The organism is Streptomyces krungchingensis, assembly GCF_054729265.1.
Genome location: NZ_JBPUKY010000001.1, coordinates 1,406,498 through 1,421,593 on the forward strand (window position 1 = coordinate 1,406,498; position 15,096 = coordinate 1,421,593).

General features: G+C 70.2%; 16 protein-coding genes. 12 read left to right on the forward strand and 4 right to left on the reverse strand.

Translation table 11 applies throughout. From position 1 onward, the window contains the following. Positions 1 to 35: 35 nt before the first annotated feature. From ACSYGO_RS06405 to ACSYGO_RS06415, 3 genes are read right to left on the reverse strand one after another with little or no spacing between them, the layout of a single operon-like run. Positions 36 to 1,199 (reverse strand): acyl-CoA dehydrogenase family protein, encoded by a 1,164-nt coding sequence (locus ACSYGO_RS06405; protein ID WP_426679826.1) that lies wholly within the window; start codon positions 1,197 to 1,199, stop codon positions 36 to 38. Next, complete coding sequence (locus ACSYGO_RS06410; RefSeq protein WP_460386064.1) at positions 1,199 to 3,148, reverse strand: AMP-binding protein; 1,950 nt, start codon at positions 3,146 to 3,148, stop codon at positions 1,199 to 1,201. Before ACSYGO_RS06410 ends, ACSYGO_RS06405 begins: the two co-directional genes overlap by 1 nt. 27 nt (positions 3,149 to 3,175) lie before the next feature. Then, on the reverse strand, positions 3,176 to 3,655 hold the full coding sequence (locus tag ACSYGO_RS06415; RefSeq protein ID WP_426679828.1) for a MaoC family dehydratase: 480 nt from the start codon (positions 3,653 to 3,655) through the stop codon (positions 3,176 to 3,178). Between the two features lie 112 nt (positions 3,656 to 3,767). Between ACSYGO_RS06415 and ACSYGO_RS06420 the strand changes: the two genes are divergently transcribed. Continuing rightward, positions 3,768 to 4,475 (forward strand): GntR family transcriptional regulator, encoded by a 708-nt coding sequence (locus tag ACSYGO_RS06420; protein ID WP_426679829.1) that lies wholly within the window; start codon positions 3,768 to 3,770, stop codon positions 4,473 to 4,475. Positions 4,476 to 4,541: 66 nt separating this feature from the next. On the opposite strand, the gene ACSYGO_RS06425 is transcribed toward ACSYGO_RS06420, so the two are convergent. Then, complete coding sequence (locus tag ACSYGO_RS06425; RefSeq protein ID WP_426679830.1) at positions 4,542 to 5,081, reverse strand: YbhB/YbcL family Raf kinase inhibitor-like protein; 540 nt, start codon at positions 5,079 to 5,081, stop codon at positions 4,542 to 4,544. A 169-nt stretch (positions 5,082 to 5,250) separates the two neighbouring features. Between ACSYGO_RS06425 and ACSYGO_RS06430 the strand changes: the two genes are divergently transcribed. The 11 genes from ACSYGO_RS06430 to ACSYGO_RS06480 all read left to right on the forward strand — a co-directional run bounded on the left by ACSYGO_RS06430 (position 5,251) and on the right by ACSYGO_RS06480 (position 15,037). Continuing rightward, positions 5,251 to 5,709, forward strand: a complete 459-nt coding sequence (locus ACSYGO_RS06430; protein ID WP_460386065.1) for a MarR family winged helix-turn-helix transcriptional regulator — start codon at positions 5,251 to 5,253, stop codon at positions 5,707 to 5,709. Between the two features lie 55 nt (positions 5,710 to 5,764). Then, positions 5,765 to 7,486 carry an MFS transporter gene (locus tag ACSYGO_RS06435; RefSeq protein ID WP_460386066.1) on the forward strand — a complete coding sequence of 574 codons (1,722 nt, stop codon included), beginning with the start codon at positions 5,765 to 5,767 and terminating at the stop codon, positions 7,484 to 7,486. Positions 7,487 to 7,657: 171 nt separating this feature from the next. After that, a complete protein-coding gene (locus tag ACSYGO_RS06440; RefSeq protein WP_460386067.1) occupies positions 7,658 to 8,344 on the forward strand; it encodes a GntR family transcriptional regulator in 687 nt (228 codons plus the stop codon). Between the two features lie 14 nt (positions 8,345 to 8,358). Next, a complete protein-coding gene (locus ACSYGO_RS06445) occupies positions 8,359 to 8,517 on the forward strand; it encodes an IS3 family transposase (RefSeq protein ID WP_435228456.1) in 159 nt (52 codons plus the stop codon). Continuing rightward, on the forward strand, positions 8,508 to 9,245 hold the full coding sequence (locus ACSYGO_RS06450) for an alpha/beta hydrolase family protein (protein ID WP_460386068.1): 738 nt from the start codon (positions 8,508 to 8,510) through the stop codon (positions 9,243 to 9,245). The genes ACSYGO_RS06445 and ACSYGO_RS06450 overlap by 10 nt, the downstream gene beginning before the upstream one ends. Before the next feature lie 147 nt (positions 9,246 to 9,392). Further along, on the forward strand, positions 9,393 to 10,385 hold the full coding sequence (gene dhaK / locus ACSYGO_RS06455) for a dihydroxyacetone kinase subunit DhaK (protein ID WP_345657851.1): 993 nt from the start codon (positions 9,393 to 9,395) through the stop codon (positions 10,383 to 10,385). Positions 10,386 to 10,689: 304 nt separating this feature from the next. Continuing rightward, complete coding sequence (gene dhaL, locus ACSYGO_RS06460; protein ID WP_460386069.1) at positions 10,690 to 11,289, forward strand: dihydroxyacetone kinase subunit DhaL; 600 nt, start codon at positions 10,690 to 10,692, stop codon at positions 11,287 to 11,289. Further along, the gene (locus ACSYGO_RS06465; RefSeq protein WP_460386070.1) at positions 11,282 to 11,698 is read left to right on the forward strand and encodes a PTS-dependent dihydroxyacetone kinase phosphotransferase subunit DhaM; all 417 of its coding nucleotides are present in this window, start codon (positions 11,282 to 11,284) and stop codon (positions 11,696 to 11,698) included. The genes dhaL and ACSYGO_RS06465 overlap by 8 nt, the downstream gene beginning before the upstream one ends. Before the next feature lie 448 nt (positions 11,699 to 12,146). Next, positions 12,147 to 13,148 (forward strand): fibronectin type III domain-containing protein, encoded by a 1,002-nt coding sequence (locus tag ACSYGO_RS06470; RefSeq protein ID WP_460386071.1) that lies wholly within the window; start codon positions 12,147 to 12,149, stop codon positions 13,146 to 13,148. Between the two features lie 101 nt (positions 13,149 to 13,249). Further along, a complete protein-coding gene (locus ACSYGO_RS06475; RefSeq protein ID WP_460386072.1) occupies positions 13,250 to 14,179 on the forward strand; it encodes a LysR family transcriptional regulator in 930 nt (309 codons plus the stop codon). Positions 14,180 to 14,491: 312 nt separating this feature from the next. Then, entirely contained in the window at positions 14,492 to 15,037 is a 546-nt protein-coding gene (locus ACSYGO_RS06480) for a hypothetical protein (protein WP_435228459.1), read from the forward strand. Positions 15,038 to 15,096 lie beyond the last annotated feature (59 nt).

The following is a 15,096-nucleotide window of genomic DNA, read 5'->3' on the forward strand; positions in this document are numbered from 1 at the left end:
GCGGTGTGGGCGGCCCGGCCGCTCGTCGGTGCGACTCAGTACGAGCGGGGCAGCCCGAGCGCCTTGGTGGCGATGTAGTTGCGCACCATCTCCTGGGAGAAGGGAGCGTTCGGGAGCAGTCGCGCCTCTCGCCACAGCCGCTCGACGTGGTATTCCTTGGCGTACGCGTAGCCGCCGTGCGTCTGCATCGCGCGGTCGCACGCCTCGAAGCCCGCCTCGGCTCCGAGGTACTTCGCGGCGGCGGCCTCCTTGCCGCAGTTCTGCTGGTTGTCGAAGAGCCTGGCGGCGTTCATGGCGACGAGCTCGGCCGCCTCGAGGCGGATCCAGGAGTCGGCCAGCGGGTGCGCGACGGCCTGGTTCTTGCCGATGGGGCGGTTGAAGACGACCCGCTCGTTGGCGTACTTGGACGCCAGCTCGAGCGCGGCACGGCCGAGGCCGATGCCCTCCATGCCGACGACGATGCGCTCGGGGTTGAGCCCGTCGATCAGGTAGCGGAAGCCCTGGCCGACCTCGCCGACGACCTCGTCGTCGCCGACCTCGAGGTTGTCGATGAACAGCTCGTTGGTGTCGATGGCCGCACGGCCGAGCTTCTCGATCTCGCGCACGGTGATCTTCGAGCGGTCGAGGTCGGTGAAGAACAGGGTCATGCCGTCCAGCGGCCTGTTCTCGTCACGCGGCGAGGTACGGGCCACGATCAGGATCTTGTGGGCGTTCTGCGCGTTGGTGATGAAGATCTTCTGGCCGTTGATCCGCCAGCCGCCGTCGATCTTCTCGGCGCGCGTGCGGATGCGGGAGGTGTCCACACCCGCGTCGGGCTCGGTGATGGCGAACGCCATGAGGAGCTCGCCCTTGGCGAGCTTGGGCAGGAACTCGCGCTTCATCGCCTCCGAGCCGTACCGCAGGATCGGGGCCGGCGGGAAGACGTAGAAGTGGATCGCCGAACCGCCGCTCATGCCGGCGCCGGACTGCGCGATCTCCGTCATCATGACGGCGGACTCGGCCAGGCCGAGGCCGAGGCCGCCGTACTCCTCGGGGATCATCGCGCCGAGCCAGCCGCCGTCGGCGAAGGCCTTGACGAACTCCCAGGGGTACTCGCCCTTCTTGTCCTTCTCCCGCCAGTACCCGTAGTCGAACTTGCGCGCCAGCTCGCGGACGGTCTTGCGGATCAGCTCCAGATCGGTGAGCTCGGTCGTGGCCATCAGTGGGCTCCTTCTTCGAGGACGGGAATGTCCTCCAGGGGGGTCATGGGGTCGAGCGACGACAGGTCGCCCGTCGGCGCGCCGAGGTAGCGGGCGCGGATGGCACGGCGCATGATCTTGCCGTTCTTGGTCTTCGGCAGTGTCGCCACGATGTGCAGCGTCGGTGCGAAGGAGCGGCCGACGTTGTGCACCGCGGTTGTGGTCAGGGCGTCGGGATCGATGTCGGCGTCGCCCAGCACGGCGAAGGCCACCACACGCTGCCCGCGCTGCGCGTCGGGGACGCCGATGACGGCCGCCTCGACGATCCGGCGGTCCTTGAGGAGGGACGCCTCGATCTCGGCCGGCCCGACGCGGCGGCCGGACACCTTGATGGTGTCGTCGGAGCGGCCGTGGATGCGCCAGGTGCCGTTGTGGTCGACGCTCGCGAGGTCGCCGTGCAGCCAGACGCCGTACCACTGGCTCCAGTACGTCTCCAGGTAGCGCTTGCGGTCCTGCCAGAAGGCGTGCGTCATACCGGGGAACGTGTTGAGCACCGTCAACTCGCCGACTTCGTCCACGGCCGGCCGTCCGTCCTGGTCGAGGATCGCGACGTCGATGCCGAGCAGCGGCCCGTTGAAGGACGCGGGCTCCATGGGCAGGAAGGGATAGCTGTTCAGGAGGCCGCCGCCGACCTCGGTGCCGCCGCTGTAGTTGATGATCGGGCGCCGGGACTCGCCGACGGTCTCGAACAGCCACCGCCAGGTCGGTTCGTCCCAGGCCTCGCCGGTGGACACGAACGCGCGCAGACTGCTGAGGTCCCCGAACTTCCCGTCGCTGCCGGCCATCACGGCGCGGATCGCGGTCGGGGCGACTCCTTGCAGGGTGACGCCGTTGCGTTCGACGATCTCCCAAAGTCGCTTCGGCGTGGGGTGGTTGGGCACGCCCTCGGTGAACACGACGGTGGCGCCCAGCTGCAGGCCGCCCATGATGAGCAGCGGGCCGACCAGCCAGCCCATGTCGCTGATCCAGGCGATGACGTCCTCGCTGTGCACGTCGAAGCCGTAGCCGAAGTCCGCGGCCGCCTTCACCGCCAGGCCTCCGTGGGAATGCACGATCCCCTTGGGGGCCCCGGTGGTTCCCGAGGTGTAGACGATGGTCAGCGGCTCGTTGGGGTCGGCGTCGACCGTGTCGACGGGGGCCGGGTGCGGGTCGAGCTCGTCCCAGTAGACGTCGAGTCCGTCGACCATGTCGACGCCGTCGGCGAGATGGCGGACCACGACGACGTGCCGGACCGAGGGCGCGGACGCGAGGGCCTCGTCGGCGGTCCGCTTCAGCGGAACCCGCTTGCCGCGGCGGGTGGTTCCATCGGCGGTGACCAGGACGACCGCCTCCGAGTCGCGCAGGCGGGTGGCCAGTGCCTCGGCGCCGTAGCCGGTGAAGGCCGGAACCGAGATGGCGCCGATCATCGCGCAGGCCAGGAAGGCGACGGTGGCCTCGGGGACGACCGGAAGGAACAGGACGACGCGGTCTCCCCGCTTGACGCCGAGCCCGGTGAGGTTGGCGGCGAACCGCCTGACCTCCGTGTCCAGTTGGGCGTAGGTCAGCGAGCGCCGCTGGCCTCCGTCGCCTTCGTAGACGACGGCCGTCCTGTCGGCGAGCGGGCCGACCGCATGACGGTGGGAGCACAGCGTCGCCGCGTTCAGGCGTCCGCCCTCGAACCAGCGGGGGAACGGCTTGCCTTCACTGTCGTCCAGGACACGATCGAACGGCCGCGAGAAGGTGATGTCGAGGTCGTCCACGACGTCACGCCAGAACCGTTCCGGGTGCTCCACGGATGCCCGGTGCAGTTCCTCGACACTGTCGTATCCCCATCGGCGCATGGCCGCGAGCAGGCGGCTGCGCTCGCGCTCGGCCTCGCCCGGCACCCACACCGGGTGGTCGGGCCTGGCGAACAAGCTGGTGTTTCGCATACCGACTCCTATCTGCGAGCCGCGTCCTCAGGAGGCGGCCGTGTCCGCCTTCTCGGCGGCGGATCGCTTGAGCATCAGGCCGACCCGGCGGGCGTCGCAGACGATCTCGTCGCGCTGGTTGATGCCGAGGTGGCGGAAGGTGACGATCCCGGAGTCGTCACGGCTCTTGGACTCACGCTTGTCGACGATCTCGGTGCGGACGTGGATCGTGTCACCGTGGAAGACCGGCTTGGGGAACTTGATCTCCTGGAAGCCGAGGTTGCCCAGCGTGGTGCCCTGGGTCGTCTCCGGAACCGTGATGCCCGAGACCAGTCCCAGGATGAACAGGCTGTTGACCAGTCGCTGACCGTGGATGCTGTTCTTGCTGTACTCCGCGTCCAGGTGCAGCGGGGCCAGGTTCAGCGTGAGGGTGCTGAAGAGCACGTTGTCGGTCTCGGTGACCGTCCGCCGGTTCACGTGCTCGATGACGGCACCGGGCTCGAACTCCTCGAAGTAAAGACCTGCCATGAGGGATCGCCCTTTCACTTTCGGTGGACTCTCAATGGAGCGGAGCGAACATACAAAATATATTATGCGTAGGCAAGGGTGATGTCGGGATCGAAGAGGGGGCGACGGACCGATGGGAACCAACGACGTGGTCGTGATCCATGACCGTACGAGCCGGCGGCAGCCGCTTGCCGAGGAGGTGGCGAGCTACGTGCGCGAGCTGATCATCTCGGGAGAGGTTCGACCGGGTGACTTCCTGCGCACCGAGCGCGTCGCCGAGGCGGTCGGCGTCAGCAGCACACCGGTGCGCGAAGGACTGCTCGCGCTGCGGAGCGAGGGCTTCGTTCAACTCGTCCCGCGCCGCGGATTCGTGGTCGCACCGTTCACCCGGCAGGATGTACGCGATCTGTTCTGGGCCCAGGCACGACTGTCCGGCGAGCTGGCCGCTCGCGCCGCGCGGCAGATCACCGCGCAGCAGATCGCACGGATCGAAGTGATCCTGGACCGCTATCAAGCGGCCGTCGAGGCCGACGACACGGAACGCGTCGCAGGCCTCGGCCACGCGTTCCACCGCGAGATCAACCTGGCGGCGGGATCCCACCGCCTCGCCCTCCTGCTGGGTTCCGTCGTCAAGCACCTGCCCAACCGCTTCTACGCCACGATCGAGGGGCAGGTCGCCGCCACCCGGACGGAGCACCCCCTGCTGCTGGACGCCCTGCGGAAACACCAGGCGCACAAGGCGAGGTCACTCATGGAGCAGCACATCCTTGCGGGTGCCGACCGCCTGATCGAAGTCCTGGAAGAGCGCGGCCTGTGGAACGACCAGGAGCCGGCGCACTGAGGCATGGGCACGAGATGAGGTCGAGAGCCCGGGGCAGGGGTGATCCGCCCCGGGCTCTCGCTCTGCTCAGGCCGGCGTCGCGTAGACCGGCGTGAGCGTGGCCCGCGCCAGGGCGTGGCCCAGAAGCTGGAAACCGAGCCAGGCGGGGGTGGCGTCCGGTGCGATGTCGAGCGTGGGGACGTCCAGCGCGTGCACGACGAAGATGTAGCGGTGAGCGCCGTGCCCGGGCGGGGGTGCGGCGCCGAGGTAGCCGGCCTGACCCGCGTCGTTGGCCAGCACCTTGGCACCGACGGGAAGGTTCTTTCCGCCGACGGCGCCCGCATCGGCGGGCAACTCGTGCACGGATGCGGGAATGTCGTACACCGCCCAGTGCCAGAAGCCGCTGACCGTCGGCGCGTCCGCGTCGTAGCAGGTCACCGCGAAGCTCCGCGTGCCGTCCGGGTAGCCCTCCCACGCCAGCTGCGGGGATCGGTCCTGCCCGGGGCCGCCGAACAGGCCGCTGCACTGGGCGATGTCCAGGGTCTGCCCGTCGGCGATGTCGGTGCTGCGCAGCGTGAACTGCGGCACCGGCGGCAGCACGCTGTAGGGATCGAAGGGGTGGGTCATGCGCGTCTCCTTGGTCCACGGATATTTGTCCACAATGCGCCCGTTCGGCGATGAACCCGTCACTCTGCGGATGCGGTGCCGCCCGGCGGTCGTGCCGTCGCTCGGCAGTCTCCCCGCCAGGGTGACGCGTTCGATTGCTTCACGGTACGCATAGATGCATAATCCGATTATGCAGAATCGGGATGCGGCCCCTGCCTCCTCGGATGCGTCCATCGAGGACCTGATGACCGCCGTGGAGCAGATGGTCCGGTACGTACGGCACAGCGCCACGGCCGGCGGTCTGGGCGGTGCGGCCTCGTCCGCGCTCGGCCGGCTGGGCCGCGAGGGGCCCCAGCGACTGACCGAACTGGCCCGGGGCGAGAACGTCTCCCAGCCCAACATGACGCAGCTCGTCACCCGCATGGAGCGTGCGGGGCTGGTACGGCGTACAGCCGACCGCACCGACGGCCGGGGCGTGCTGGTGGAGGCCACCGACACGGGCCTGGAGCTGTTCCGGCAGCGGCGGGCCGAGCGTGCCGACGCCCTGCGGGAGCTGGTCGAGCAACTGACCGAACCGGAGCGGCGCGTGGTGAAGGTCGCGCTCCCGGCCCTTGCCCGCGCGATTCGGGATCGCCAAGTGCGTCCCTGAACGCGCCCTGTCGGGATCTCTGTCCCCGTCCCCACCTGACTGGAGAGAAGCGGTAATGAGTGGACCGCACGGAAAGACTGCCAGCCCGTTCAGGCAGCCGAAGGCCGTCTGGGCCGTGGCGTTCGCCTGCGTGATCTCGTTCATGGGCATCGGTCTCGTCGACCCGATCCTGCCCGCCCTGGCCCAGAGCCTGCACGCATCGCCGAGCCAGGTGTCGCTGCTGTTCAGCAGCTATCTCATCGTGACCGCGGTCGCGATGCTGATCGTCGGCTGGTTCTCCAGCCGCTTCGGCGCCAAGCGAACCCTCGTCATAGGCCTGGCCGTCATCGTCGTCTTCTCCGCCCTGGCCGGCACCTCCGGCTCCGTCAACGGCATCGTCGGCTTCCGCGCCGGCTGGGGCCTGGGCAACGCCCTGTTCATCGCCACCTCCCTGGCGGTCATCGTCGCCTCCGCCAGCGGCGGATTCGGCGGCGCGATCATCCTGTACGAGGCGGCGCTCGGCCTCGGCATCGCCGTCGGGCCGCTGCTCGGCGGCGAGTTGGGCGCCATCAGCTGGCGCGGCCCGTTCTTCGGCGTCGCCGTCCTGATGGCCATAGCCCTGGTCGCGACCCTCGCCTTCGTACCCTCCCTGCCCAAGCCGGAGCGCCGGACCTCACCTGTCGCGCCGCTCAAGGCGCTGCGTCACCGCGGTCTGCTGACCATGGGCATCATGGCCCTGCTGTACAACTGGGGCTTCTTCACCATGCTCGGCTACGCGCCGTACCCCATGGAGCTGAGCGCCCACGAACTCGGACTCGTCTTCACCGGCTGGGGTCTGCTGGTGGCCGCCTTCAGCGTCTTCTTCGCCCCGCGCCTGCAGGCCCGCTTCGGCACCGCGCCGGTCCTGTACGCCAACCTGCTCGGCCTGAGTGTCGTCATGGCCGTCATCGCCGCCGGCGTGAGCAACCCGACCGTGGTGATCGTGGCGGTCATCGTCAGCGGCGCCTTCATCGGCATCAACAACACCCTCACCACCCAGGCCGTCATGCTCGTCGCCCCGGTCGAGCGTCCCGTGGCCTCCTCCTCCTACGGCTTTCTGCGCTTCATCGGCGGCGGCCTGGCTCCGTACGTCGCCGGCAAGCTCGCCGACGCCGGCGGCCTGAGCGTCCCCTTCTACCTCGGTGCCGGTACCTTCCTTCTCGCCATCCCGGTCCTGGCCAGCGGGCACCGCCTGCTCCGTCAGGCCGAGCAGCACGCCGGCGCAGGAGAGCCGGTCGTCCCGACCCTCACGCCCGTCGGCGACGCGCCCTGCGGCGGCACGGCTCCGGTCGTCGTCGCTGTCGGCGATCACCACCAGGCGGCCGCCATCGTCGACGCCGCGGCGCACCTCGCCCGCGAAACCGGCAGCCCGCTGGAGGTCGTCCACGTCCAGCAGACCGCCGTGGTCGAGGAGCAGACCGCCGACACCGAGACCGGTGACCAGGCACGGGCAGCCGTCACCACCCACCTCGACCGGCTCGCCGCCCGCGGCATCGCCGCCACCGGCCAGATCCTCAGCAGTGTCGGCGACCACGCCGCCGCCGGCCGCGTCCTCGCCCAGCACGCCGCCGAAGTGAACGCCCGCGCGGTGGCCGTCGGCCGCTCGCCGCGCGGCCCCGTCGTCCAGTTCACCGAGGGCAGCTTCACCACCGCACTCACCCGCAGTTCCCGCTGCACCGTCGTCCTGGTCGATCCCGACAGCACGCCCCGGCACCTGACCACGGAAGCCCTGGCGGAGCTGCGCGGCAGCACGGTCTGAGCCGGCCGCGCCACACACCCGCGGGCTGCGGTGCGCATCGCGCGCCGTAGCCCGCCTTGTCGCTCTCGCGCACGGAGCCGTTTCCGCCGCTCAGGGTCCCCTCGAAGGCGGAAGCTATATGATGCTTTCTATTCCAGACCGGCCGGAGACTCGACGGGGAACGAGGCATTCATGACGCGCGACCGCGACTCAAAGCGGCAGCAGCTGTCCGAAGAGGTGGCGAGCTACGTCCGTGAGCTGATCATCTCCGGAAAGGTCCAGCCTGGCGAGTTCCTGCGTATGGAACCCATCGCCGAAGCGGTCGGTGTCAGCAACACGCCCGTCCGGGAAGGCCTGCTCTCCCTCAGCAGCGAAGGCTTCATCGAGCTGGTCCCCCGCCGCGGCTTCGTCGTCACCTCCTTCTCGAAGCAGGACGTACGCGACCTGTTCTGGGTCCAGGCCCAGCTCGGCGGCGAACTGGCCGCCCGGGCCGCCAAGAAGATCACCAGCGAGCAGCTCACCGGACTCGAAACCATCGCCAAGCAGCAGGAAGAGGCCATCGAGGCGGGCGACGAGGACGAAATGGTCGAGTACGGCCACGCCTTCCACCGCCAGATCAACCTCGCGGCCGACTCCCCTCGTCTCGCCCTGCTGCTCCGCTCGGTCGTCAAGCAACTGCCCAACCGCTTCTACCTCTCCATCGAGGGCCGGGCCACCGCCACCCGCGAGGAACACCCCCTCATCCTCGAAGCCCTCCGCAGGCGCAGCTCACGCATGGCCCGGTCCCTGATGGAACAGCACATCCTCGACAGCGCCGACCACCTCATCGAGACGCTCGAAGAACGCGGACTCTGGAAAGAGGACAAAGCGGCGTCCTGAGTCCAGGACGCCCGATGTCCGGCACGGGCACACCCTCCGGCACCCGTCGGCAACTGCACCGCGAAGGCATAACAGCAGCCCGCTGCACGGTCGTTCGGCTCATGCGCGACCTCGGCCTCCAAGGCGCCCGACGGGGCAAAGATCCGCACCACCATCCGAGACGATGGCCATGAACGAGGCCTGGTACATCCCCGCCAAAGGTTCGGACCGCCTTCTCGTGGTCAACCACCCGATGGCCTGCAATCGGTACGGATTCCCAGGGCAGCTTGAGCCGTGGCACACCGAGCTCGGTGTGTTCGGTGGCTTCGAGGTCGACTTCCTGACCGAACTGCGTTTCCTGCACGACCCCGACTACAACATCCTCACCTACGACCTTCGCAACCATGGCCTGAGCAGCGACACCAACGGCGTCACCAGCGGGCTCGGACCGATCGAGGCCCGCGACGTCGTCGGTTCGCTGCGTCACGTCCGCAGCCAGGACAGCCCGGCAGCGATGAAGCTCGGCCTCTACACCCAGTACATGGGAGCCAACTCCACGATCGGCGCGATGAACTTCTGGCCCGAGGAGTTCGGCGGTGTCCTGGCGCGGAGGACAAAGAGCTGTTCTGGATCGAGGGCTCCAACCAGCGCTTCTACGCCTACAACTACTTCGGACAGCACCCCGAAAAACTCATCGGCTGGTTCGACCGCCTCCCCTCATCGTCATCGGCGCACCGGGAGGTGCCGCTCTTCTATGTCCGGCCTTGTCGGAACCCGCCGGACAAGGCAACGAACTCAGCACCCCTTCGCCGACAAGGCGCGCCCAGCAGCGTCCGCGCACGTGACCTCCGCGACCGCAGGACCGATACTGCCGAGAGCAGGGCTCCGCTCGCGACACTGCCGATCACCGGCAACAACCTGACACCCCGTCATCAAAGTCAGCATTAAGTTAGCATCAGTACCGTCAGAACCCGCTCCCAAGTGCCAAGATCGAAAAATGACCTAACCCGTCCTGAACAGCGAAAACCCTTGCCAGAGCCCCATCTGCAAGCCTGACCAGGAGCTACATATGAAGATGCTCATCAACGTGGCGGAGACGGTGGTCGCGGACGCGCTGCGGGGCATGGCGGCAGCGCACCCGGAGCTGACGGTGGACGTCGAGAACCGGGTGATCGTACGACGGGACGCCCCCGTGGCCGGCAAGGTGGGCCTCGTCTCCGGTGGCGGTTCGGGGCACGAGCCGCTGCACGGTGGTTTCGTGGGTCCCGGGATGCTCTCGGCGGCCTGTCCGGGCGAGGTCTTCACCTCGCCGGTTCCGGACCAGATGGTGCGTGCCGCGGCGGCCGTGGACAGCGGCGCGGGCGTGCTGTTCATCGTCAAGAACTACACGGGCGACGTCCTCAACTTCGACATGGCGGCGGAGCTCGCCGAGGACGAGGGCATCCAGGTCGCGAAGGTCCTCGTCAACGACGACGTCGCGGTCACCGACAGCCTCTACACCGCCGGACGACGCGGCACCGGCGCGACCCTGTTCGTGGAGAAGATCGCGGGCGCCGCGGCCGACGAGGGCGCGCCGCTGGAGCGCGTCCAGTCGATCGCCCGGCAGGTCAACGAGAACTCCCGCAGCTTCGGCGTGGCCCTCAGCGCCTGCACCACCCCGGCCAAGGGCAGTCCCACCTTCGACCTGCCGCCCGGGGAGTTGGAGCTGGGCGTAGGCATCCACGGCGAGCCGGGCCGGGAACGGCGGGCGATGATGACCTCGCGGGAGATCGCCGACTTCTCGGTGCACGCGATCCTGGAGGACCTCGAACCGCGCAATCCCGTGCTCGTCCTGGTGAACGGCATGGGCGCGACCCCGTTGATCGAGCTGTACGGCTTCAACGCGGAGGTGCAGCGGGTGCTGGGCGAGCGGGGCGTGCCCGTGGCGCGCACACTGGTCGGCAATTACGTCACCTCGCTGGACATGGCCGGCGCCTCGGTGACGCTGTGCCAGGTCGACGAGGAGCTGCTGCGGCTGTGGGACGCACCGGTTAATACGCCAGGACTCCGCTGGGGCGTGTGAACTCGGTCAACAGGCAGTCCGGTGGTGGCGAGGCAGGATGTCCTGGTGAGCCCGGTCGACAGCCGGCCGGAGGGAGCCGTCGCGACCTTGTGAACTCAGTCCAAAAGGAGCCGGACGGAGAGCGGGACGTTGTGAGCTCGATTCACAGCCGAAGCGCCGTCGACCTCCGGCCACCTACCGGCCGACTCATTACGCAGCCAACGCGCGGCCAGGCCACCACCGCGCCCGCGCACCGACACCCGCACCCGCACCCGCACCCGCACATATCGGCGCAGTCAATGTACGTACCAGGTAAGGAGACTCCGTGCTCGACGTCGGCTTCTTCCGCCGCTGGATGACGGCGACCGCCGCGTCGGTGGACCGCGAGGCGCAGCGGCTCACCGACCTGGACTCCCCGATCGGTGACGCCGACCACGGCAGCAATCTCCAGCGCGGGTTCAACTCCGTGAGAACCACACTGGAGAAGGAGGCGCCGGCCACGCCCGGCGCCGTCCTCGTACTCGCCGGACGGCAGCTCATCTCGACGGTCGGCGGAGCCAGCGGGCCGCTGTACGGCAGTCTGCTGCGCAAGACCGGCAAGGAGCTGGGGGACGCCGCCGAGGTCACCGAGGAGCAGCTCGCCCAGGCACTGCGGGCCGGCGTCGACGCGGTCATGGCGCTGGGCGGCGCCTCGCCCGGCGACAAGACCATGATCGACGCGCTGGTGCCGGCGGTCGACGCGCTCTCCGAGTCGTTCGCCGCGGCGAAGGCCGCCGCCGACGAGGGCGCGGTCGCGACGACGCCGTTGCAGGCGCGCAAGGGCCGGGCGAGCTATCTGGGCGAGCGCAGCATCGGGCACCAGGACCCGGGCGCCACGTCCTCGGCACTGCTGATCGGGGCACTCCTGGAGGCGGCCGGTGAGTGACACGACGGAGAAGCTCGTAGGGATCGTGCTGGTCTCCCACAGCGCGGCCGTCGCGGCGTCCGTCGCCGATCTGGCGAAGGGGCTCGCGGGCGGCGGCACGACCGCTCCCGTCGCTCCTGCCGGCGGCACCCCCGACGGGGGTCTCGGCACGAGTGCGGAACTGATCGCCGCCGCTGCCGCCGCCGTGGACCGGGGCGCGGGGATCGCCGTCCTGTCCGACCTGGGCAGTGCGGTCCTCACCGTCAAGGCCCTGATCGCCGAGGGCGACGAGCTCCCCGACGGAGCCCGTCTCGTCGACGCCCCCTTCGTCGAGGGCGCGGTCGCCGCGGTCGTCACGGCGTCGGCGGGCGCGGATCTGGACGCGGTCGAGGCGGCGGCCGCGGAGGCGTACAGCTACCGGAAGACCTGACCGACGGGTCGTCGCACGCCCGGACCCGGCCGCCCGGCGCCCCTTTGGCCCGTCGGAAACGGTGTGGCCACGCCGGTCCGGGCGGCGGCCGGCGACACGGCCCCACCCACCCCGGAGACCTGGTGGGCATCCGACGGTGCGTCCACCCGGACACGGCCGGGCGGGACCGGACGAGACAGGGGAGATGCGCTCGGACGGCATGCGGCCGAGGGCCCGAGCCTCGGTCGGCTCCGGCCGCCCGGCCGCTCTCGCCGGCGCGGGATCAGCGACGACAGCGGTCCGCGCCGTGGACATGAACTCCGTTGGGACAAGCGTGAGTTCACGCCGCGTCAGGAATCAGCATACGTACCGCGTCAGGGCCCGGCCAACGGCAGTCCCCCTCTTGATGCGACCACGCCAACCGTTGTCTTATAGGTACAGACCAATCCCGTCGAGGGAGGGCAGTACCGTGCGACGCGTTCCCCTTGCGTTGATGTGCGGGCCGCTGTGCGGTTCGCTGCTCGTCCTGACGTCCTGCGGCTGGGGCGGGGGCGACCAGAGCCCGGGCGAACGGCTGCCCTCGGCGCCCCTGGGGGTCACCGCCGCGGCGGGCAGCGCCACCAGCGTGCACGTCATGTGGAACGTGGCGTCCGCCGACCCGAAGATCACCCGCTACGAGATCTATCGCGGCACCACGAAGGTCGATGAGGTCCCCGGCGCCGAGCACATGGTGGACGTCACCAGACTCGAACCTGCCACCACGTACGTCTTCACGGTCCGGGCGCGCAACGCCGCCGGGGATGCGGGGCCGCCCAGCAAGCCCGTGCGCGCCACCACGCCGGCCCAGGCGGCGGCCGACGACGCGGCCCCCACCCGCCCCGGTACGCCGCACGGCAAGGCGGTCGGGAGCCGGGCGGTGCAACTGTCCTGGGAACGGTCGACGGACGACCGGGGCGTGACCTCGTACGACGTCTACCAGGGCACCTCGAAGATCCACAGCGTCGGAGGCGGGCAGACGGCGGCCGTGGTCACCGGGCTGAGGCCGGGCACGCACTACCGCTTCACTGTGCGGGCGCGCGACGCGGCGGACAACCTCTCCCCCGCCAGCGCGGCGGTCCCGGTCACCACCGCGCGGGGTGCCGCGGACAACCGGGGCACGGCTCCGGCGGACTTCCGCGCCACGACCCACCGCGCGGACGGCGCCTACTACATCGACCTGTCGTGGGTCGCGCCCGAGGTGGACGGCGTGATCACGGAGTACCAGATCCACCTCGACGGTGCTCCGGTGACCTCGCTGGTGTGGGGCGGCACCCCGCCCAGCGGGAGGTCGACGTACAGCTTCTACGTGGGCCGGGAGGCCGGGGCCGCGCACCGGGTGCGGATCCGGGCGAAGCTGCCGGACGGGACCTGGGGCGGCCTGTCGACGGAACGCTCGGTGACGACGGGCTCCACGGGCCGGGAGACGAGCTGACCTGCGGGCCGGGAGACAAGCTGATCCGCGGGCCGGGACGACCGGAACGGGAACCGGCCCTCGAGAGAAGTGCGTGATAGGTACGACCTAGGCTTGCCCGCATGGCCCATAGGGAACCCAATGTCGCGGCGCAGCTCGATCTCTCCCTGCTGCGCACGTTCCTCGCGGTGCACCGGAGCGGATCCTTCACGGCGGCCGGGCGGCTGCTCGGCCTGTCCCAGCCGACCGTGACGACCCAGATGCGGTCCCTGGAGGAGCAGCTCGGCAGGGAGCTGTTCGAGCGGCGGCCGCGGGGCGTGGTGCCCACGTCGGTGGCGGACGAACTTGCCGCCCAGGTGGCGGCCCCGCTGGACGCGCTGGCGGCGGTCGCGGACCGCGGCGGGCTCGGTGCGGACCAGCCGCCGGACCCCGTCCATGTGGCGGGCCCCGCCGAACTGCTGTGCGCGAGGGCGTTGCCGGCGCTGGCACCGCTCACCCGGCAGGGCGTGCGGCTGCGGATCAGCACCGGCCTCACCGACGAGCTCCTGGAAGGCCTGCGCGGTGGCCGCTTCGACCTGGTGATCGCCACGACCCGGCCGCGTGGGCGGACCCTGACGTCCGTTCCCCTGATGGACGAGGAGTTCGTGCTCGTCGCCGCCCCCGCCTGGGCCGAGCGGATCGGCCCGGAACGGGTCACGGCGGAGGGACCCGCCGCGCTCCACGGGGTGCCCCTGGTGACGTACGCGGAGGACCTGCCCATCGCCCGCCGCTACTGGCGGCACGTGTTCGGGACCCGCCTGAGCGGACAGGCCGCGATCACGGTGCCCGATCTGCGTGGCGTCCTCGCCGCGGTGGTCGCCGGCGCGGGGATCTCCGTACTCCCCCGCTATCTGTGCCTCGACGAGCTGGCCACCGGCGCCCTGGTCCCGCTGCTGACCCCCGAGGACCCGCCGATCAACACCGGGTATCTCACCCAGCGTCCCGGCGCCTCGGACAATCCGCACGTGGCCCTCGTCCGCGAGCGGCTGCTTCAGGCCGGCCGCACCTGGTGACGACCGGCCGGCCCACGCCGCGGAACGGACGGTCCGCCCGCCCTTGACGAGCCACCGGCCGTCCGTGGGGAACGCGTGACGAACCACCGGCCGTCCGCGGGGAACGTGTGACGAGCCCCCGGCCGTCCACCGGAAGCGCGTGACGAGCCACCTGGCGTCCGCCGGACGAAGGAATTGTTCACCTGCCCGGTCCCCGTCCGCGTGCGGGTCGGGCCGGGTACACGTTGGCTCGCCCTGAGGCAGCACGGGCCTTTCCAATCCTCGGCGGCGCATGGGATGTACCGCCAACCGTGCCGCTGGAGGGCAGTTCCTATGCGTATGACTCAGATACTTCTCCGTTCCGGCCTGACCTTGGCCGCCGCCGCTGCGCTTCCGCTCACCCTGGCCGCCCCGTCGGCTGTCGCTCGGGCGTCCGGGATCTCCGTGAGTACCAGCGGCAGCGCCGTCACGGTCACCACGAGTGCCTGCCCCAGCAACGGCAGCAGCTTCGGCATCGCCTCGTTGCTCTCCAGCGGGCAGGCGAACTTCGCCCAGGGGCGCCAGATGCCGCTGACCGGCACCAGCACCAGCCAGTCGGCGTCCTGGACCGGGGTGAGCCCCGGTACCTACACGGTCATCGTGGTGTGCCAGAGCGGGTCGACCGCGGGCACCCAGTCCATCATCGTCTCGGCCCCCTCCACGCCCACGATCTCGGCGACGAGCTCGGCCGCGCCGTCGCGCGGCGTCATGGGCGGTTTCGGCGGAGCCGTCGAGGACTACGGGACGATCACCGTCGTGGGCGGCGCCGCCCTGGTCGCCACCGGCAGTGTGGCGGCGGCCTGGTTCCTGCGCCGCCGGTCCAAGCCCCACCGCCTCTGATCCAGGACCCGGACCCCCGGCGCCCTGGACTCCGATGCCGGGCCCCGGCTCACCCGCGG

Excerpts from the sequence above, each read along its gene's own strand:
- ACSYGO_RS06405 (WP_426679826.1), bottom strand. The coding sequence starts at position 1,199 with ATGGCCACGACCGAGCTCACCGATCTGGAGCTGATCCGCAAGACCGTC.
- ACSYGO_RS06410 (WP_460386064.1), bottom strand. The coding sequence starts at position 3,148 with ATGCGAAACACCAGCTTGTTCGCCAGGCCCGACCACCCGGTGTGGGTG.
- ACSYGO_RS06415 (WP_426679828.1), bottom strand. The coding sequence starts at position 3,655 with ATGGCAGGTCTTTACTTCGAGGAGTTCGAGCCCGGTGCCGTCATCGAG.
- ACSYGO_RS06420 (WP_426679829.1), top strand. The coding sequence starts at position 3,768 with ATGGGAACCAACGACGTGGTCGTGATCCATGACCGTACGAGCCGGCGG.
- ACSYGO_RS06425 (WP_426679830.1), bottom strand. The coding sequence starts at position 5,081 with ATGACCCACCCCTTCGATCCCTACAGCGTGCTGCCGCCGGTGCCGCAG.
- ACSYGO_RS06430 (WP_460386065.1), top strand. The coding sequence starts at position 5,251 with ATGCAGAATCGGGATGCGGCCCCTGCCTCCTCGGATGCGTCCATCGAG.
- ACSYGO_RS06435 (WP_460386066.1), top strand. The coding sequence starts at position 5,765 with ATGAGTGGACCGCACGGAAAGACTGCCAGCCCGTTCAGGCAGCCGAAG.
- ACSYGO_RS06440 (WP_460386067.1), top strand. The coding sequence starts at position 7,658 with ATGACGCGCGACCGCGACTCAAAGCGGCAGCAGCTGTCCGAAGAGGTG.
- ACSYGO_RS06445 (WP_435228456.1), top strand. The coding sequence starts at position 8,359 with ATGTCCGGCACGGGCACACCCTCCGGCACCCGTCGGCAACTGCACCGC.
- ACSYGO_RS06450 (WP_460386068.1), top strand. The coding sequence starts at position 8,508 with ATGGCCATGAACGAGGCCTGGTACATCCCCGCCAAAGGTTCGGACCGC.
- dhaK (WP_345657851.1), top strand. The coding sequence starts at position 9,393 with ATGAAGATGCTCATCAACGTGGCGGAGACGGTGGTCGCGGACGCGCTG.
- ACSYGO_RS06475 (WP_460386072.1), top strand. The coding sequence starts at position 13,250 with ATGGCCCATAGGGAACCCAATGTCGCGGCGCAGCTCGATCTCTCCCTG.
- ACSYGO_RS06480 (WP_435228459.1), top strand. The coding sequence starts at position 14,492 with ATGCGTATGACTCAGATACTTCTCCGTTCCGGCCTGACCTTGGCCGCC.